Annotated in this window: 15 protein-coding genes and 1 tRNA gene; 15 read left to right on the forward strand and 1 reads right to left on the reverse strand. The window is 69.5% G+C overall.

What is annotated here, in order from left to right:
* Nucleotides 1-731 precede the first annotated feature (731 nt).
* Nucleotides 732-803 (reverse strand) — tRNA-Arg (locus ACFWP5_RS37950).
* A 59-nt stretch (nucleotides 804-862) separates the two neighbouring features.
* On the opposite strand from ACFWP5_RS37950, the gene ACFWP5_RS37955 reads away from it, so the two are divergent.
* The 15 genes from ACFWP5_RS37955 (at nucleotide 863) to glyA (ending at nucleotide 19,448) form a co-directional block, all read left to right on the forward strand.
* Nucleotides 863-1,450, forward strand: a complete 588-nt coding sequence (locus ACFWP5_RS37955; protein ID WP_384167508.1) for a response regulator — start codon at nucleotides 863-865, stop codon at nucleotides 1,448-1,450.
* Between the two features lie 269 nt (nucleotides 1,451-1,719).
* Nucleotides 1,720-2,934, forward strand: coding sequence for an ArgS-related anticodon-binding protein NrtL (gene nrtL / locus ACFWP5_RS37960; protein WP_384167511.1), 1,215 nt, complete (start codon nucleotides 1,720-1,722; stop codon nucleotides 2,932-2,934).
* Nucleotides 2,935-3,003: 69 nt separating this feature from the next.
* The gene (gene lysA / locus ACFWP5_RS37965; protein ID WP_384167514.1) at nucleotides 3,004-4,401 is read left to right on the forward strand and encodes a diaminopimelate decarboxylase; all 1,398 of its coding nucleotides are present in this window, start codon (nucleotides 3,004-3,006) and stop codon (nucleotides 4,399-4,401) included.
* 151 nt (nucleotides 4,402-4,552) lie between these two features.
* The gene (locus tag ACFWP5_RS37970) at nucleotides 4,553-5,845 is read left to right on the forward strand and encodes a homoserine dehydrogenase (RefSeq protein WP_384167517.1); all 1,293 of its coding nucleotides are present in this window, start codon (nucleotides 4,553-4,555) and stop codon (nucleotides 5,843-5,845) included.
* 6 nt (nucleotides 5,846-5,851) lie between these two features.
* Nucleotides 5,852-6,910, forward strand: a complete 1,059-nt coding sequence (gene thrC / locus ACFWP5_RS37975; protein WP_384167520.1) for a threonine synthase — start codon at nucleotides 5,852-5,854, stop codon at nucleotides 6,908-6,910.
* 261 nt (nucleotides 6,911-7,171) lie between these two features.
* Nucleotides 7,172-8,101, forward strand: a complete 930-nt coding sequence (thrB, locus tag ACFWP5_RS37980; protein WP_384167523.1) for a homoserine kinase — start codon at nucleotides 7,172-7,174, stop codon at nucleotides 8,099-8,101.
* 429 nt (nucleotides 8,102-8,530) lie between these two features.
* On the forward strand, nucleotides 8,531-10,579 hold the full coding sequence (rho, locus tag ACFWP5_RS37985) for a transcription termination factor Rho (RefSeq protein WP_384167526.1): 2,049 nt from the start codon (nucleotides 8,531-8,533) through the stop codon (nucleotides 10,577-10,579).
* 234 nt (nucleotides 10,580-10,813) lie between these two features.
* The gene (locus ACFWP5_RS37990; RefSeq protein ID WP_384167529.1) at nucleotides 10,814-12,655 is read left to right on the forward strand and encodes a trypsin-like serine protease; all 1,842 of its coding nucleotides are present in this window, start codon (nucleotides 10,814-10,816) and stop codon (nucleotides 12,653-12,655) included.
* Between the two features lie 218 nt (nucleotides 12,656-12,873).
* Nucleotides 12,874-14,010 carry an LCP family protein gene (locus ACFWP5_RS37995; protein ID WP_384167532.1) on the forward strand — a complete coding sequence of 379 codons (1,137 nt, stop codon included), beginning with the start codon at nucleotides 12,874-12,876 and terminating at the stop codon, nucleotides 14,008-14,010.
* Between the two features lie 193 nt (nucleotides 14,011-14,203).
* Nucleotides 14,204-14,425 (forward strand): 50S ribosomal protein L31, encoded by a 222-nt coding sequence (rpmE, locus tag ACFWP5_RS38000; RefSeq protein WP_384167535.1) that lies wholly within the window; start codon nucleotides 14,204-14,206, stop codon nucleotides 14,423-14,425.
* 116 nt (nucleotides 14,426-14,541) lie between these two features.
* Nucleotides 14,542-15,618 carry a peptide chain release factor 1 gene (gene prfA, locus ACFWP5_RS38005; protein ID WP_384167538.1) on the forward strand — a complete coding sequence of 359 codons (1,077 nt, stop codon included), beginning with the start codon at nucleotides 14,542-14,544 and terminating at the stop codon, nucleotides 15,616-15,618.
* A gap of 46 nt (nucleotides 15,619-15,664) precedes the next feature.
* A complete protein-coding gene (prmC, locus tag ACFWP5_RS38010) occupies nucleotides 15,665-16,510 on the forward strand; it encodes a peptide chain release factor N(5)-glutamine methyltransferase (protein ID WP_019073183.1) in 846 nt (281 codons plus the stop codon).
* Nucleotides 16,511-16,565: 55 nt separating this feature from the next.
* Entirely contained in the window at nucleotides 16,566-17,213 is a 648-nt protein-coding gene (locus tag ACFWP5_RS38015) for an L-threonylcarbamoyladenylate synthase (RefSeq protein WP_033285396.1), read from the forward strand.
* Nucleotides 17,210-17,878: a low molecular weight phosphatase family protein gene (locus tag ACFWP5_RS38020; RefSeq protein WP_043683118.1), complete on the forward strand. Its 669-nt coding sequence runs from the start codon at nucleotides 17,210-17,212 to the stop codon at nucleotides 17,876-17,878. Before ACFWP5_RS38015 ends, ACFWP5_RS38020 begins: the two co-directional genes overlap by 4 nt.
* A 331-nt stretch (nucleotides 17,879-18,209) precedes the next feature.
* Nucleotides 18,210-19,448 carry a serine hydroxymethyltransferase gene (gene glyA, locus ACFWP5_RS38025; protein ID WP_384167542.1) on the forward strand — a complete coding sequence of 413 codons (1,239 nt, stop codon included), beginning with the start codon at nucleotides 18,210-18,212 and terminating at the stop codon, nucleotides 19,446-19,448.
* Nucleotides 19,449-19,483: the final 35 nt, after the last annotated feature.

Consider the following 19,483-nt stretch of genomic DNA (forward strand, 5'->3'; position numbering starts at 1 on the left):
GGACCTGGTGCCGCCGTGGGTGATGGCCCCCGGCGGCATCGCTCAACCTTCGACGGCACGCGCTCAAACTTCGATGGCCCAGGACAACGACGACCCGAAGGAAGACCAGGACTCCCATGTGCTGCTCCTCAGGATGAGGACCACGTCGTTGCCGTGCGAGGTCCTGGGACGGGGGATGGGGCGGCGGCGCGTGAGTCACGGGGGCACCGGCACGTTGTCGGGGTGCCGGCTCCGTCGTGGAGAGCCTTGCTGGCACCTGGCCGGAGCGCGGTGCGGACCGCGGGCCCGCCATGTATCCAGCGTCCCTCGCCCCGTGTATCTGCCGCTTGGGCCGAACGGTCCACGGAGTGCCGGGATTTACCTGGGGAGATTCAGCCGTTGCCGGCGGGCAGCGGGACGATCCACTCCAGAGTGGTGCCGACCTGCCGCATTTGACCACCAGACCGTGTGCGCTTTGGTGTGCTCTTCGGCACGTTCAGGCAGGTCGCATGGGGTATTCGAGCGAAAGTGGCACCGGTGCCCGAGGTATTCGGCGCGGTCGGTATTTGGTGACGTGTATCGCCAACCGGTCCTTGGTGAAGGGCCTTTGAACTGCGGAAACGCGTCAGAAGGAGAGCGCGGAAGTCGGTACATCGCTCAGAAAGAGCAACGGTCAAAAGGCCGTGTGCGTTTTGACGTGAACGCAAAAACTCCCGACCTGTATTTCTGCAGGTCAGGAGCTTTTCCCGGAGTGCCCCCGGCAGGATTCGAACCTGCGCACACGGCTCCGGAGGCCGTTGCTCTATCCCCTGAGCTACGGGGGCGTGTCCGTCGCGGTGATCGCGGCGACGGGTAGAACCCTACCAGTTCCTTACGGGTGTTCATGAACAGGTTTCTCGGTGGTCAGGGAGGCGTGCTGGGTCGCTCGCAGGGGGTGGAAGTGGGGAAAACCCGGACGCGGTGGCCGGTCCGGACCTACTCTCGAGTTGTGCCAGGCGCGTCGGGTCGGGTGCTTGTTGTGGACGACAACAAGGTCATCCGGCAGTTGATCAGGGTCAATCTCGAGCTGGAGGGTCTCGAGGTCGTGACCGCGGCCGATGGTGCCGAGTGTCTGGACGTCATTCACCAGGTTCGGCCCGATGTGGTCACCCTCGATGTGGTCATGCCCCGGCTGGACGGACTGCGTACCGCAGCTCGGCTGCGCAGCGATCCCCGGACCCGCGATCTGCCCCTCGCCATTGTCAGCGCCTGTACCCAGTACGAGGTCGACAGCGGGCTCGACGTCGGTGTCGACGCGTTTCTCGCCAAGCCCTTCGAACCTGCCGAACTCATCGCTCTCGTACGGCAGTTGATCGAGCGTGGGCGGCGTGAGCCGCGTGATCCGGCCGATGGCATCTCCATCGGTGGTGCCTTCGGCGGCGGTGCCGGTGAGGGCGAGCGGGCTGGGCGGGGCGGGCGTAGCGGCGGCTGAGCCAGCCTCCCGACTCACCCCGACTCACCCCGGCTCACCACTTGCAGGTCCCCTTACTTGCTTTACTCGCTCCCCCTTTTGCCTGCGTCCCCCTATATGCAGGTCCACTCCCCATATACAGGCCCACTCCGCGGATGCAGGCCAGGCTCCCTGCCGTCCCCCCCCGGTGCCTGCCACCCCCCACCCGATTCATCCTCCTGCGTCCACATCCCGGACCCCCAGCCAAACCAGCTGGCCTACCCACCCCCCTCCTCCCATACGCTTGCCCCGTGACCCCCGTCGAGCTCTCCCGTACCGTGCTGCGCGCGGTGCGTCGTGCTGTCGAGGACGGGGAGCTGCGCGTGGTCGTGCCGAGGAAGGTCTCGGTGACCGTGCCGGGGGCCGGCGGGTGGGGTGACTACGCCACCAACATCGCCCTCCAGCTCGCCCGGCCCGCGGGGGAGACCCCCCGCCGTGTCGCCGAACTGCTGCGGCCGCATCTCGCCGGCGCCCATGGCGTCAGCGGCGTCGAGATCACCGGGCCCGGGTTCCTCAACATCAGTCTCGGGAGTACGGCGTCCACCGCTCTCGTCGAGGAGATCCTGCGGCGCGGACCGCGGTACGGGCTCGCCGAAGCCGAAGCCGAAGCCGAAGCCGAAGCCGAAGCCGGCAGCAGCCATGACGGCCTTGCCGGTCTAGCCGCTCCTGCCGTCCGCCTCGTCCAACTCCACGCCCACCACGACCCCCGCGCCCTCGTCGTCATGGACGTCGTCGCCCGCCTCCTGCGCTCGCAGGGCACCCGCGTCCGCACCAGCTGCGAGACCCGTCCCGAGCCCGAATGGGTGGCCCTTCTCGGTGCCGAGGTCGAGGCCGACGCGTACGGCCCCCTGGAAACATCAGCTCCGCTCGACGCCGACGCCGACGCCGACGCCGACGCCGACGTGCACGTCAACGTACGGCCCGTACCAGCCCCCGACTCTGCAGAGCTCATCCCCCTCGGCCGCGACGCCGCCCGCTGGGCCCTCCTGTACCCCGCCGCCCACGACCGGCCCCGCCTCACCGCCGATCACCTCGTTCAGCGGGAGAGCAACCCCCTCTTCCGGGTCCGTTACGCCTACGCCCGCACCCGCGCCGTCAGCCGCAACGCCGCCGACCTCGGCTTCACCGCCGAACCCGGCGACGTACAGAACGCGCGAGACGACGTAGACGTACAAGAGGACACGACCCCCCTCACCCCAGCGGACACCACCCCCCTCCTCGCCCACCTCGCCGACCACCCCCGCCTCCTCGCCCGCGCGGCAGCCCACCGCGCCCCCGACCTGCTTGCCCGTCACCTGGTCGCCGTAGCCGATGCGACCCTCCCTCTCCTCCCCACGACGCTTCCGCTCGGCGACGAGAAACCCTCGGCCGCCCACCGTGCCCGGCTCGCGCTTGCCGAAGCTGCCGGGGTGGTGCTCGCCGGTGGCCTGTCCCTGCTCGGCATCGACGCTCCCGAACACCTCTGAGCGCGCAGACAGCAACGACGAAGCAAGCGACTCGCGCGAAGACAGCGACAGAGAAGAAGAGAAGACGACATGAGCCGTTCCGCACACCCCGCCGGTCCCCGTCACGCCGACGTTCTGCCCGAAGGGCACTACTCCGCCCCGGCCGCCGACCTCAACGCACTCGACCCCAAGGTGTGGGCCCAGACCGTCACCCGTGACGACGACGCGGGCGGTGTCGTCACCGTCGGCGGTATCGACGTGAAGACGCTCGCCGAGCAGCACGGCACCCCGGCCTACGTTCTCGACGAGGCCGATTTTCGGGAGCGGGCCCGGGCCTGGCGTGCCGCGTTCGGGCAGGACGCCGACGTCTTCTACGCCGGCAAGGCGTTCCTGTCGCGTGCCGTCGTGCGGTGGCTGCACGAGGAAGGGCTCAACCTCGACGTGTGCTCCGGGGGCGAGCTCGCCACCGCCCTCTCCGCCGGTATGCCCGCCGACCGCATCGCCTTCCACGGCAACAACAAGTCCACGGACGAGATCACGAGGGCCATCGACGCCGGTGTCGGGCGGATCGTCCTCGACTCCTTCCAGGAGATCGTGCGCGTCGCTCATATCGCGCAGTCCCTCGGTAAGCGGCAGCGGGTGCAGATTCGGATCACCGTCGGGGTCGAGGCGCATACCCATGAGTTCATCGCCACCGCTCACGAAGACCAGAAGTTCGGGATTCCGCTTGCCGGTGGGCAGGCCGCCGAAGCCGTTCGGCGCGCTCTTCAGCTCGACGGGCTCGAAGTCATCGGTATCCACTCGCACATCGGGTCGCAGATCTTCGACATGTCCGGCTTCGAGGTTGCCGCCCATCGCGTGGTCGGGCTGTTGAAGGACATCCGGGACGAGCATGGCGTGGAGCTGCCGGAGATCGACCTCGGTGGTGGGCTCGGGATCGCGTACACCAGCGACGACGATCCCCGCGAGCCGCACGAGATCGCCAAGGCGCTCACCGAGATCGTCACCCGTGAGTGCGACTCCGCCAAGCTGCGGACTCCTCGGATCTCCGTCGAGCCCGGGCGCGCCATCGTCGGGCCGACCGCGTTCACCCTCTACGAGGTCGGCACCATCAAGCCCCTCGACGGGCTGCGGACCTACGTCTCCGTCGACGGTGGCATGTCCGACAACATCCGGACCGCTCTCTACGACGCGGAGTACAGCGTCGCTCTCGTCTCCCGGCGTTCCGACGCCGAGCCCATGCTCGCCCGGGTCGTCGGCAAGCACTGTGAGAGCGGGGACATCGTGGTCAAGGACGCGTTCCTGCCGGGGGACCTGGCACCGGGTGACCTGATCGCCGTACCGGCGACGGGTGCGTACTGCCGTTCCATGGCCAGCAATTACAACCATGTGCTCCGGCCGCCGGTCGTCGCCGTGAAGGATGGCGAGTCGCGGGTCATCGTCCGCCGGGAGACGGAGGACGACCTTCTGCGTCTCGACGTCGGCTGAATAAGAGGAAGCAAGAAAGGGGTGGAAGATCTCCGGTCTTCCACCCCCGTACAAATGAAATCGATGTCTCACGATCCGGACTATGGATAGAAACTCCCGTCCGGTGAGTGAGACTGGTCCAACCGATGACGGTATGAGGAAACGAGGTCGGATGATGCGTACGCGTCCGCTGAAGGTGGCGCTGCTGGGCTGTGGAGTGGTCGGCTCAGAGGTGGCGCGCATCATGACGACGCACGCCGACGACCTCGCCGCCCGCATCGGCGCACCGGTCGAGCTCGCGGGCGTCGCCGTACGGCGGCCCTCCAAGGTCCGCGAAGGCATCGACCCCGCCCTCGTCACCACCGACGCCACCGCCCTCGTCAAGCGCGGGGACATCGACGTCGTGGTGGAGGTCATCGGGGGGATCGAGCCCGCGCGGTCTCTCATCACCACCGCCTTCGAGCACGGCGCCTCCGTCGTCTCCGCCAACAAAGCGCTGCTCGCCCAGGACGGCGCCGCGCTGCACGCCGCCGCCGAGCAGCAGGGCAGGGATCTGTACTACGAGGCCGCCGTCGCCGGTGCGATTCCGCTGATCCGGCCGCTGCGCGAGTCCCTCGCCGGTGACAAGGTCAACCGGGTGCTCGGCATCGTCAACGGGACCACCAACTTCATCCTCGACAAGATGGACTCGACCGGCGCCGGGTATCAGGAAGCCCTTGATGAGGCCACCGCCCTGGGGTACGCCGAAGCCGACCCCACCGCCGACGTCGAGGGCTTCGACGCCGCCGCCAAGGCCGCCATCCTCGCCGGAATCGCCTTCCACACGCGCGTGCGTCTCGACGACGTCTACCGCGAGGGCATGACCGAGGTCACCGCCTCCGACTTCGCCTCCGCGAAGAACATGGGCTGCACGATCAAGTTGCTTGCCATTTGTGAGCGGGCCGAGGACGGCGGGTCCGTCACCGCGCGTGTGCATCCCGCGATGATCCCGCTCAGCCACCCGCTCGCCTCCGTACGCGGCGCCTACAACGCCGTGTTCGTCGAGTCCGACGCCTCCGGGCAGTTGATGTTCTACGGCCCCGGAGCGGGCGGCGCCCCCACCGCCTCCGCCGTGCTCGGCGACCTCGTCGCCGTGTGCCGCAACCGGCTCAACGGGACCACCGGCCCCGGCGAGTCGGCGTACGCCGGACTGCCCGTGTCTGGCATGGGCGAGGTCGTCACGCGGTACCACATCAGCCTCGACGTCGCCGACAAACCAGGTGTTCTCGCACAGGTCGCCACCGTGTTCGCCGAGCACGGTGTCTCGATCGATACGGTTCGGCAGCAGGGGAAGGACGGCGAGGCATCCCTCGTCGTCGTCACGCACCGCGCGTCCGACGCCGCCCTGGGCGGGACCGTCGAGGCGTTGCGCAAGCTCGACACCGTGCGGGGTGTCGCCAGCATCATGCGGGTTGAAGGAGAGTAACCAGCAATGACCCACCAGTGGCGCGGAATCATCGAGGAGTACCGGGACCGGCTGCCGGTATCCGACAGCACGCCGGTCGTCTCCCTCCGCGAGGGCGGCACGCCCCTCGTGCCCGCGCAGGTGCTCTCCGAGCGCACCGGCTGCGAGGTCCACCTCAAGGTGGAGGGCGCCAACCCCACCGGGTCCTTCAAGGACCGCGGTATGACCATGGCCATCACGCGGGCCAAGGAGGAGGGCGCGCAGGCCGTCATCTGCGCCTCCACCGGCAACACGTCGGCCTCCGCCGCCGCCTACGCCGTACGCGCCGGGATGGTCTGCGCCGTCCTCGTGCCGCGCGGCAAGATCGCGCTCGGCAAGATGGGCCAGGCCCTCATCCACGGCGCGAAGATCCTCCAGGTCGACGGAAACTTCGACGACTGCCTCACCCTCGCGCGCGAGCTGAGCGACAACTACCCTGTGGCGCTGGTCAATTCGGTCAACCCGGTGCGCATCGAGGGGCAGAAGACGGCCGCCTTCGAGATCGTCGACATGCTCGGCGACGCGCCCGACATCCACGTCCTGCCGGTGGGCAACGCGGGCAACATCACCGCGTACTGGAAGGGGTACAAGGAGTACGCCGGGGACGGCATCGCCGCCAAGACGCCCCGCATGTGGGGCTTCCAGGCGTCCGGGTCCGCGCCCATCGTGCGCGGCGAGATCGTCAAGGACCCCTCGACGATCGCCACCGCGATCCGCATCGGCAACCCGGCGTCCTGGCAGTTCGCGCTGGCCGCGCGGGACGAGTCCGGCGGGTTCATCGACGAGGTGACGGACCGTGAGATCCTGCGCGCCTACCGGCTGTTGGCCGCTCAGGAGGGCGTTTTCGTCGAGCCCGCCTCCGCCGCCTCCGTCGCCGGTCTGCTGAAGGCGGCCGAGCAGGGCAAGGTCGACCCGGGCCAGACCATCGTCTGCACGGTGACCGGAAACGGCCTCAAGGACCCCGACTGGGCGGTCGCGGGCGCCCCGCAGCCCGTCACTGTCCCGGTCGACGCGGCGACGGCCGCCGAGCGGCTCGGTCTCGTATAACGCGATGCCTCCATGCCCCCCCGTAGGAAGATCCCTACGGGGGGTGCACGGGGGGCTTACGACACGCATCGTGCGCCTCCTGTGCGCCCTATGTCGCCACAGAACCTTCCTTCGATAGGCTGTACCGAACCCGCCCGCCGCATATGCCTGCGCGCATGGCTCGGCACCGCGCCGTCTCCACGGCCCGAGGGTCTTCACGTACCTATCGAATCTCATCGAATGTCTTCGACAGTCACGCAGCTCAAGGAGAGTCATCGAGCGATGGCCGGTCCAGCCTTCCGCGCCGCCGCCGTCCGGGTGCGCGTCCCCGCCACCAGCGCCAACCTCGGCCCGGGCTTCGACGCCTTCGGCCTCTCGCTGGGGCTCTACGACGACGTCGTCGTCCGTGTCGCCGACTCCGGGCTGCTCATCGACATCGCCGGCGAGGGCAGCGAGACCCTCCCGCGCGACGAGAACCACCTCCTCGTACGAGCCCTGCGCACCGCCTTCGACCTGCTCGGCGGACAGCCGCGCGGCCTTGAGATCGTCTGCGCCAACCGCATTCCGCACGGCCGCGGCCTGGGCTCCTCCTCCGCCGCCATCTGCGCCGGCATCGTCGCCGCGCGCGCCGTGACCATAGGCGGGGACTCCCGGCTCGACGACACGGCCCTGCTGGAGCTCGCCACCGAGATCGAGGGCCACCCCGACAACGTGGCGGCCTGTCTGCTGGGCGGCTTCACGCTCTCCTGGATGGACGGCGGGGCCGCGCGGGCGATCAGGATGGACGCCGCCGATTCCATCGTTCCGGTGGTCTTCGTGCCCGGGAAGGCGGTACTCACCGAGACCGCGCGCGGCCTGCTCCCGCGCAGCGTTCCGCACGTCGACGCCGCCGCCAACGCGGGCCGCGCCGCACTGCTCGTCGAGGCCCTCACCCGGCGCCCCGAGTTGTTGCTGCCCGCCACCGAGGACCGCCTGCACCAGGAATACCGCGCTCCGGCGATGCCCGAAAGCGCGGCGCTCGTGGACCGCTTGAGGGCGGACGGAGTTCCGGCGGTGATTTCCGGCGCCGGACCGACCGTGCTGGCACTTGTCGACGCCGACAACGCCGACAAGGTGTCCCACCTCGCCGGTGAGGGCTGGGCCGCCAACCGGCTGGATCTCGACGCACAGGGCGCGTGCGTACTGCCGCTGGCGTCCTCCACCGTCAATTGACTACGTACCGTCGCCGGATTTCGAGAGGGGGAATGTTTGTTGGATCCGGTAGTGTTAATCTCAAGTCTGCACCCGACCCCACCATGGCGAGGTGCTTGTTGTCCCCGTCCGGGACAGACATTCTTCCGGGAGCCTCCCAAGCCGCACTGTGTTTCGTACGTCGTACGCGGGCAGTACCTCGTACGCGGACACTGAGCGGTTCGCCGGGCACGCTCCGGAAGCCGGGCAAGCTCCGGAATTGGTGCGACCAAGCCACGTGACACAGACACTCGGTGCCACTGCTTCGGGAAGCGCCGTCACCAGAAATCTCTTCCGCCGCTTAGGCGGACCACCGCCCCGGCACGGTTCACACAGCAAGAACCGAAGCCGGACAGCACAACCGGTCGCCGAGCCAGACAGGCCGACGTCCGCTCCAGGGAAGGACCCTTCGTGAGCGACACCACCGATCTGATGGGCGCACGTGTCGAGGAGACCGCTGCCGCGCCCGCCACGGACGCCTCCGCGCCTGCCACCGGTGCCGGCTCCCGGCGGCGCCGCGGTACCGGCCTCGACGGCATGGTGCTGGCCGAGCTGCAGCAGGTCGCATCCGGCCTCAACATCAGGGGCACCGCGCGGATGCGCAAGAGCCAGCTGATCGAGGTCATCAAGGAGGCGCAGGGCGGCGGGGGTGCCCCGGCCAAGGCCGAGACCGCCACCGAGACCAAGCCGAAGCGCCGCGCCACCTCCAAGACCCGTACGGGCGACGAGGCGGCCGCCCCGGCCGAGCAGAAGGCCGAGAAGGTCGCCGCCGAGAAGGCCGTGGCCCAGCAGCAGATCGAGATTCCCGGCCAACCCGCCAGCGATGACGCGCCTGTTGAGCGCCGTCGTCGCCGCGCGACCGCCGACGCCGGCAGCCCCGAGACGGTCACCGCCGAGGCGAAGAGCGAGCCGAAGGCCGAGACGCCCGCCGCCGCGCAGGGCGAGGCCAGGGGCGACGCCGGTGACGACGGCCGTCAGGGCCGCCGGGACCGTCGCGACCGTGACCGCGGTGGCCGTCAGGACCGCCAGGACCGTGACCGCGGCGACCGCCGCAAGGGCGAAGAGCAGCAGGGCGGCGGCCAGCAGCAGAGCGGCGGCCGTCAGGACCGGCAGCAGCAGGGCGGTCAGCAGCAGGACCGCCAGCAGCAGAGCGCCGGCCGCCAGGACCGTCAGGACCGGCAGCAGCGCGACAACGGCCCGCAGGACGACGACGACTTCGACGGCGGACGCCGCGGCCGTCGCGGCCGGTACCGGGACCGCCGTGGCCGTCGCGGACGTGACGAGTTCGGTGGTGCCGCCGCGGGCGAGCCGCAGGTCGCCGACGACGACGTCCTGATCCCCGTCGCGGGCATCCTCGACATCCTCGACAACTACGCCTTCATCCGTACGTCGGGCTACCTGCCGGGTCCCAACGACGTGTACGTCTCCCTCGCGCAGGTCCGTAAGAACGGCCTGCGCAAGGGTGACCACGTCACCGGCGCGGTCCGTCAGCCCAAGGACGGCGAGCGCCGCGAGAAGTTCAACGCGCTGGTCCGCCTCGACTCGGCGAACGGCATGGGTGCCGAATCCGGGCGCGGGCGGCCGGAGTTCAACAAGCTGACGCCGCTGTACCCGCAGGACCGGCTCCGCCTGGAGACCGACCCGGGTGTGCTGACGACCCGCATCATCGACCTCGTCGCGCCCATCGGAAAGGGCCAGCGCGGTCTGATCGTGGCCCCGCCGAAGACCGGCAAGACCATGATCATGCAGGCGATCGCCAACGCGATCACGCACAACAACCCCGAGTGCCACCTGATGGTCGTCCTGGTCGACGAGCGTCCGGAAGAGGTCACCGACATGCAGCGGTCGGTGAAGGGCGAGGTCATCTCCTCGACCTTCGACCGTCCGGCCGAGGACCACACCACGGTCGCCGAGCTCGCCATCGAGCGTGCCAAGCGGTTGGTGGAGCTGGGCCACGACGTCGTCGTGCTGCTCGACTCGATCACGCGTCTGGGCCGTGCGTACAACCTCGCGGCGCCGGCCTCCGGCCGCATCCTGTCCGGTGGTGTCGACTCCACGGCGCTGTACCCGCCCAAGCGCTTCTTCGGCGCCGCGCGCAACATCGAGGACGGCGGTTCGCTGACCATCCTCGCCACCGCGCTCGTCGACACCGGCTCGCGCATGGACGAGGTCATCTTCGAGGAGTTCAAGGGCACCGGCAACGCCGAGCTCAAGCTCGACCGGAAGCTCGCCGACAAGCGCATCTTCCCCGCGGTGGACGTCGACGCGTCCGGCACCCGTAAGGAAGAGATCCTGCTCGGCAGCGACGAGCTGGCTGTCACCTGGAAGCTGCGCCGGGTGCTGCACGCGCTCGACCAGCAGCAGGCGATCGAGCTGCTCCTGGACAAAATGAAGCAGACGAAGTCGAACGCCGAGTTCCTGCTCCAGATCCAGAAGACCACTCCCGGCAACGGCGACTAGTCGCTCCGCTGGTTGAGCTGAAGAACTGTCGGTGGTTGGTTGACCGCCGGTAGTTCGTGGCTGGTCGCGCAGTTCCCCGTGCCCCTTTGGGGCGCTTCAGGGCCGCTCCCTTGTTCCGCAAGGGGGCGGCCCTTTGGGTTGTCAGTGGCGCGCTGTACGATCGCGCCCTTCGGACTTGCTTTCGACAATCGTCCGAACTTCTGATCCCGAGGGGGGACTTGAGTGGGTACGCCCATGCCTGGGGCCGGTCGGCACAGACGCCGGATACGTTTTGCCCTGCCCGTCGCCGCGGCCGGTATCGCCGCCGCCGTGACCGCCGCACTGATGTCGACGTCCGCCGGCGCGGCCACCGCGCTGCCGACGCCGACCGTGAAGCCCGCCGTCAGCACGACGTCGCTCGCCACGCTGAAGAAGCGCATCGCGGGCGCCGAGGCCGGTGACGACATCGCCGGGGAGACGACCAAGAAGGCGTCCCTGAGCGCGAGCACCACCGGTACGGCCGTCAGCCCGAAGATCATCGGCGGCACGACGACCACCATCAACACCGCGCCGTTCATGGCGCAGCTCTGGTACTACGACGACAAGGGCACCACCAGCGAGGCCGACGACATCGGCTTCTTCTGCGGTGGCTCGGTCATCTCGCCGTCGAAGATCCTGACGGCCTCGCACTGCGTCAAGGGCTACAACTGGGCCAAGAACGGCGCCGTCGTCACCAGCGCCACCGTGCTGCCGACCACTGACGCCGACGGCAACAGCGACCTGCACGGCGGCCAGGCCACCGCGGTCCTGCGCCAGTGGAACCACCCGTCGTACAACGCGACGACCATCGACAACGACATCGCGGTCCTCACCCTGGCGGCCCCCGTCAAGGCGACCCCGATCCGGATGACGACGAACGGCGACACGGCGTCGTACACGGGCACGCCCGCCAAGACCGCCAAGGTCTACGGCTGGGGCCGCACCAGCTCCCAGACCGAGGACATCTCCGAGACGCTGAAGACGGCCACGCTGCCGATCCAGTCGGACGCCACCTGCGTCGGTGCCTACGGCAGCCTGGTCATCAAGGCCCACATGGTCTGCGCGGGCACGCCCGCCACCGGCAGCGACACCGGTACGACGGCCATCTGCAACGGCGACTCCGGCGGCCCGCTGGTCGTCGGCGGCCGGATCGTCGGTGTCGTCTCCTGGAGCGGCGACGACGGTGACGCCACCACTGTCAACGACTGCGTCGTCGAGGGCACCTACGGTGTCTTCACCAAGGTCGGCGCCTACGCCGGCACGGCCTACGCACAGGTCGACGACGGCAACCTGAGCTACAGCGACAACAAGGCCGACATCTACGCCCGCAAGTCCTCCAACAAGGTGGGCTACGAGCTGGACTCCAAGGGCACTTCGCTGGCCACGCGCGTGTCCCTGGGCGACTGGGGCGGCGTCAACCTGGTCCGCTCGGCCGACCTGAACCGGGACGGCTACCAGGACTGGATCTACCGGACCACCGCCGGCGCCGTCTACTGGGACCACTTCCAGCTCAACAGCGCGCGGGACGACGGCAGTTGGGTCAGCACGAAGATCTTCGCCAACTGGAAGACCCGCACCCGGATCATCGCCCCCGGCGATGTCACCGGCGACTACCTGCCCGACCTGGTCTCGGTCGACAGCGCCGGCGTGCTGTGGATCTACCCGGGCAAGGGCAACGGCACCTTCAGCTCGCCGTCGCGGGTCGGTGGGGGCTGGAGCCAGTACAACACGCTGGTCGGCCACGGCGACTTCAACGGTGACGGCAAGGCCGACCTGCTCGCCCGCAACAAGAGCACCGGCGTCGTCTACCTGTACAAGGGCGCCGGCAAGTCCGGCACGGGTGCCTTCGCGGCCCGCGTGAAGGTGCGCACCTGGTCCAGCTACAACGCCTTCGACGCGGTCGGTGACTTCAACGGCGACGGCAAGGCGGACCTCCTGATCCGCAACGCGAGCAACGTGCTGTACCTCTACCCGGGAACCGGCAAGGCCACCAGCGAGATCTTCGGCACACCGAAGTCCCTCGGCACCGGTTTCCAGCAGTACGACATCTTCGGCTGAAATCGCAGGTGAGCGGGGCATAACCCGCTGACGCGACTACACGGAGTGCCCATCGCCGTACGCGATGGGCACTCTGCGTTGTGCAACCCTTTCCCGAGTTTCCCTGTCTGACCTGGCGGAGCGACCATAGAGCGAGGATTGAGCGGTATCGGTCGCTTCGGCCAGGCCTGAACCCTGAAAGCAGGGGGTAACCGACCGGAACGAGATGCGAGGAGCCCATGTCCGCCGAGAGCACGCCGGAGCCCGCCATACCGGGCAAGGACGGCAACAACGGCCCGCGCCACCGCGCCGGAGGCCGCAAGAAGGACCGCAGTCCGCGTCACAAGGCCCTGCTGATCACGGCCTGGGTCGCGGCGGGCGTCGTGGTGCTGGGCGGCACCGGCGCCGGATACGTGTACTTCAAGCTCAACGGCAACATCAAGAGCGTCGACATCAACCAGGCCCTCGGCACCGACCGGCCGGTCAAGGTCGACAACGGCTCCGAGAACATCCTGGTCCTGGGCTCGGACACCCGCTCCGGCAGCAACAAGAAGCTCGGCGGCGGCACCGACGACGGCAGCGCCCGCTCCGACACCGCGATGATCGTGCACGTCTACAAGGGCCACAAGAAGGCCAGCGTGGTGTCCATCCCGCGCGACACCCTCGTCGACCGCCCCGAGTGCACCGACACCAAGGGCGTCACCCATGACGCGGCGTCCGGCGTGATGTTCAACGAGTCGTACTCCACGGGCGGCGCCGCCTGCACGGTGAAGACGGTCGAGTCCGTCACCGGGCTGCGCATGGACCACTACCTGGAGGTCGACTTCGCCGGCTTCGAGAAGCTCATCGACGAACTCGGCGGTGTCCCGGTCACCACGACCAAGGCCATCAAGGACCCGCAGAGCCATCTCGACCTCAAGGCCGGCACGCACACGCTGAACGGCCAGCAGGCCCTCGGCCTGGTCCGCACCCGGCACGGCGTCGGCGACGGCTCCGACCTCGGCCGTATCCAGCTCCAGCAGGCCTTCATCAAGGCCCTGGTCAACCAGGTCAAGCACGTCGGCATCCTGACCAGCCCGACGAAGCTGTACGACCTCGCGAACACCGCCACGAAGGCCGTCACCACCGACTCCGACCTGGGCTCGGTGAACTCCCTCACGTCCTTCGCCAACGGCCTCAAGAGCATCAGCTCGAAGCACATGAACATGGTCACGATGCCGGTCGAGTACGACCCGGCCAACCCGAACCGCGTGATCGTGGAGAAGTCCAAGGCCCAACTGGTCTGGACGGCCCTGAAGAACGACCAGCCGATCCCGGCGGCAGCAACAAAGGGCACGGCCACCGGTGAAGCGAAGGGTGTGGTGACCAGCTCTTGAGGGGCGCGGGGCCGTGTCGATTCGCGGCTCCGCCGCGGGGCGCGCTCAGCCCCACCGGCCCGCAGGGGAATACACCACGCGAACCCCCGGTTTTGGGGGATGGCTCCAGTGCTGGCAGACTGGACAGTCGGCCCCGGTTCACGCCCCGCAACCCGCGGAGCGACCCGGCGCCCTCCCGAAACTAGGAGACACCTTGAAGCGCGAGATCCACCCCGAGTACGTCGAGACCCAGGTCAGCTGCACCTGTGGCGCGTCGTTCACCACCCACAGCACGATCGCGAGCGGCACCATCCGCGCCGACGTCTGCTCCGAGTGCCACCCGTTCTACACGGGCAAGCAGAAGATCCTCGACACCGGTGGCCGCGTGGCCCGCTTCGAGGCCCGCTTCGGCAAGGCTGCTGCCGGCTCCAAGTAGCGAGCCCCATTTCGCCGGTCCACGGCCGCACCCTTCCACGCAAGTGAGAGGGGCGGGCCGGGACCGGCGTTTTTGGTCGCCCGCCTACCCTTCCGTACGCATTTCAGGAGCCCAAGATGTTCGAGGCTGTCGAGGACCTCATCGGCGAGCACGCCGACCTTGAGACGAAGCTCGCCGACCCGTCGGTCCACGCCGACCAGGCCAACGCGCGCAAGCTGAACAAGCGCTACGCCGAGCTCACCCCGATCGTCGCCACGTACCGCTCCTGGAAGCAGACCGGCGACGACATCGAGACCGCGCGTGAACTCGGCGCCGACGACCCGGAGTTCGCCGCCGAGGTCAAGGAGCTGGAGAAGCACCGCGACGAGATCACGGAGAAGCTGCGGCTGCTGCTCGTGCCGCGCGACCCCAACGACGACAAGGACGTGATCCTTGAGGTCAAGGCGGGCGCGGGCGGCGACGAGTCCGCCCTGTTCGCCGGTGACCTGCTGCGCATGTACCTGCGGTACGCGGAGCGCGTCGGCTGGAAGACCGAGATCATCGACGCCACCGAGTCCGACCAGGGCGGCTACAAGGACGTCCAGGTCGCCGTGAAGACCAAGGGCGGCAACGGCGCGACCGAGCCCGGCCAGGGTGTCTGGGCGCGGCTGAAGTACGAGGGCGGCGTGCACCGCGTGCAGCGCGTCCCGGCGACCGAGTCCGCGGGCCGTATCCACACCTCGGCGGCCGGTGTGCTGGTCACGCCCGAGGCGGAGGAGGTCGACGTCGAGATCAACCCGAACGACCTCCGCATCGACGTCTACCGCTCCTCCGGTCCCGGCGGCCAGTCCGTCAACACGACCGACTCCGCGGTGCGCATCACGCACATTCCGACCGGAGTCGTCGCTTCCTGCCAGAACGAGAAGAGCCAGCTGCAGAACAAGGAGCAGGCACTGCGTATCCTGCGCTCCAGGCTGCTCGCCGCGGCGCAGGAGGAGGCGGAGAAGAATGCCGCCGACGCCCGCCGCAGCCAGGTCCGCACGGTCGACCGCTCCGAGAAGATCCGTACGTACAACTTCCCGGAGAACCGCATCTCGGACCACCGCGTCGGCTTCAAGGCGTACAACCTGGACCAGGTCCTCGACGGAGACCTCGACGCGATGATCCAGGCTTGCGTGGACGCGGACTCGGCCGCCAAGCTCGCGGCGGCGTAAGGCACGGCACGGTTCGGCACGGACGAGTACGACACGGAGGACTTGCGTGAACCTGCTGCTAGCAGAGGTGGCCCAGGCCACCCAGCGGCTGGCCGACGCCGGCGTGCCCTCGCCGCGCAACGACGCGGAGGAGCTCGCCGCGTTCGTGCACGGTGTGAAGCGGGGCGAGCTGCACTCCGTGAAGGACGTGGACTTCGACGCCCGCTACTGGGAGACCATCGCCCGGCGCGAGCAGCGTGAGCCGCTCCAGCACATCACCGGCCGCGCGTTCTTCCGGTACCTGGAACTCCAGGTAGGGCCGGGGGTGTTCGTGCCGCGCCCCGAGACCGAGTCGGTGGTCGGCTGGGCCATAGACGCGGTCCGCGCGATGGACGTCGTGGAGCCGCTGATCGTGGATCTGTGCACGGGCTCCGGCGCCATCGCGCTCGCCCTCGCGCAGGAGGTCCCGCGCTCCCGGGTGCACGCCGTGGAGCTGTCCGAGGACGCCCTCCAGTGGACCCGCAAGAACATGGAGGGCTCCCGGGTCGACCTGCGGCAGGGCAACGCCCTGGACGCCTTCCCCGACCTCGACGGCCATGTCGACCTGGTCATCTCCAATCCGCCGTACATCCCGCTCACCGAATGGGAGTACGTCGCTCCCGAGGCCCGGGACTACGACCCCGAACTCGCCCTGTTCTCAGGCGAGGACGGCCTCGACCTGATCCGCGGCATCGAACGCACCGCCCACCGACTTCTCCGCCCGGGCGGTGTCGTCGTCATCGAGCACGCCGACACCCAGGGCGGCCAGGTGCCGTGGATCTTCACCGAGGAGCGTGGCTGGGCCGACGCGGCCGACCACCCCGATCTCAACAACCGCCCGCGCTTCGCGACCGCCCGCCGGGCGACGCCGTGAGCAGCGCCCCGACTTTCGACCCGCAGCAGTACGTGTACGAGGAGGCCCGCTAGACATGGCACGGCGATACGACACCAACGACGCGACCGACCGCACGACGGGTCTGCGCGAGGCCGCGTCCGCCGTCCGCCGGGGCGAACTCGTGGTCCTGCCGACCGACACGGTCTACGGCATCGGGGCCGACGCGTTCTCCTCGGAGGCCGTCGCCGATCTCCTGGACGCCAAGGGCCGGGGCCGCAACATGCCCACCCCCGTCCTCATCGGCTCCCCGAACACGCTGCACGGCCTCGTCACGGACTTCTCCGAGCTGGCCTGGGAACTCGTCGACGCGTTCTGGCCGGGCGCCCTCACGCTGGTCGCCAAGCACCAGCCGTCCCTGCAGTGGGACCTGGGGGACACCCGGGGCACGGTCGCCGTACGGATGCCGCTGCACCCGGTCGCCATCGAGCTGCTGACAGAGGTCGGTCCGATGGCGGTCTCCTCGGCGAACCTCACCGGCCACCCCGCGCCGGAGGACTGTGACGCGGCCCAGGAGATGCTCGGCGACTCGGTCTCCGTGTACCTCGACGGCGGTCCGACGCCCGGCAACGTGCCGTCGTCGATCGTCGACGTCACGCGCGAGGTGCCCCTGCTGCTGCGCGCGGGCGCGATCTCGGCGGAGGAGCTGCGGAAGGTCGTACCCGACCTCGAGGTGGCGAATTGACAGCCCCTGACGCGGGGCGTGGCATAGGCAACGGGGAAGTGACGGGGACCTTCGGGCTTCCCATGGACAGCTTCCGCATCCTCCACGTCAGCACCGGCAACGTGTGCCGCTCGCCGATCACCGAGCGGCTGACCCGTCATGCCCTGGCGGACCGGCTCGGCGACCCGCTGTGGGGCGGGCTGATCGTGGAGAGCGCCGGCACCTGGGGCCATGAGGGCGCACCCATGGAGACCAACGCGGCGACCGTCCTCACCGACTTCGGCGCGGACCCCTCCGGGTTCACCGGCCGTGAGCTGCTCGACGACCACGTGATCCGCGCCGACCTGGTGCTGACGGCCACCCGGGACCACCGGGCCCAGGTCATCTCGATGGGCCACTCGGCGGGCCTGCGCACCTTCACCCTCAAGGAGTTCACCCGCCTGGTGAAGGCCATAGACCCCGCGACCCTGCCGCCCCTGGAGGACGGCATGGTGGCCCGCGCCCGCGCCCTGGTCCGCGCGGCAGCGGCCCTGCGCGGCTGGCTCCTGGCCCCCACGGCAGAGGCGGACGAGGTCTTCGACCCCTACGGCGCCCCGCTCCCGTTCTTCCGCTCCATCGGCGACGAGATAAACCAGGCGATCGACCCGGTGGTGACTGCGCTGACGGGTGTTCCCGCGCGGACTTGATCCGACGGAAGCGGAGCCGGCGACGCCCGCCGCGGAGCGGCTGATGGGGCTGAACCAGGCGATCGACCCGGTGGTCACCGCCCTCACCGGCGTACCCGCCAAGACATAGCAACGGCCGCGCGCCCCACCCGCCCCGGGCCTACATTGGACGTACGTCACCACGGCGAGTGAGCCGAAGGGGCGCGTCGGCGTCGAGAGGGAGAACGCGCGGAGGCCCGAAGGGCTGAGCACGATCGGCCTGTCGACACTGCCACGCGGCGGTAGCCGCATATTGGCACCGCGGCGCCCCGGAGGTGAACCGAGCCAATAACACGTCGCCCCGGAGCCCACCATGTCGGTCACCCCTGTCCTTGAGGCCGATGTCCTGCGCCGTCAGGACCCCGAGCTGGCCGAGATCCTGCTCGGGGAGCTGGAGCGGCAGTCGACGACGCTGCAGTTGGTCGCCGCCGAGAACTTCACCTCGCCCGCCGTGCTGGCCGCGCTCGGCTCCCCGCTCGCCAACAAGTACGCCGAGGGATACCCCGGCGCCCGCCACCACGGTGGCTGCGAGATCGTCGACGTCGCCGAACGCGTCGCCGTAGCACGGGCGAAGGCGCTGTTCGGTGCCGAGCACGCCAACGTGCAGGCGCATTCCGGGTCTTCGGCCGTGCTCGCCGCCTATGCCGCGCTGCTGCGGCCCGGCGACACCGTCCTCGCGCTGGGCCTGCCGTACGGCGGGCATCTCACGCACGGGTCGCCCGCGAACTTCTCCGGGCGCTGGTTCGACTTCGTCGGCTACGGCGTGGACGCGGAGACCGGGCTCATCGACTACGACCAGGTGCGCGCCCTCGCCCGTACGCATCGGCCCAAGGCGATCGTGTGCGGGTCCATCGCCTATCCCCGGCACATCGACTACGCCCTCTTCCGCGAGGTCGCCGACGAGGTGGGCGCCTATCTCATCGCCGACGCCGCCCATCCCATCGGGCTCGTCGCCGGGGGAGCGGCGCCGAACCCGGTGCCGTACGCCGATGTCGTCTGCGCCACTACGCACAAGGTGCTGCGCGGGCCGCGCGGCGGGATGCTGCTGTGCGGGAGCGAGCTGGCGGAACGGGTCGACCGGGCGGTGTTCCCGTTCACCCAGGGCGGCGCGCAGATGCACACCATCGCCGCGAAGGCCGTCGCGTTCGGCGAGGCGGCGACCCCGGCCTTCACGGCGTACGCCCATCAGGTGGTCGCCAACGCCCGGGTGCTCGCGGCCGGGCTGGCGGCGGAGGGGCTGGTCGTCACCACCGGCGGCACCGACACCCACCTGATCACCGCCGACCCGCTGCCCCTCGGCGTCGACGGACGCGCCGCACGCGGTCAACTCGCCGCCGCTGGGCTGGTGTTGGACTGCTGCGCGCTCCCGCACGGAGACTCGCGCGGGCTGCGGCTGGGCACCGCCGCCGTGACCACGCAGGGCATGGGGGAGGGCGAGATGGCGGGCATCGCGGCGCTCCTGGCGGGTGTACTGCGCGGCCGGGTCGACGCCCGGCGGGCCCGTGACGAAGTGCGGGATCTTGTGGGTGGATTCCTGCCGTATCCGGGCTGAACGGGGGTAGCCGTACCCAGGTACACAGCCACCCG

The sequence above is a fragment of the Streptomyces sp. NPDC058469 genome, assembly GCF_042721125.1.
Classification (GTDB): Bacteria; Actinomycetota; Actinomycetes; order Streptomycetales; family Streptomycetaceae; genus Streptomyces.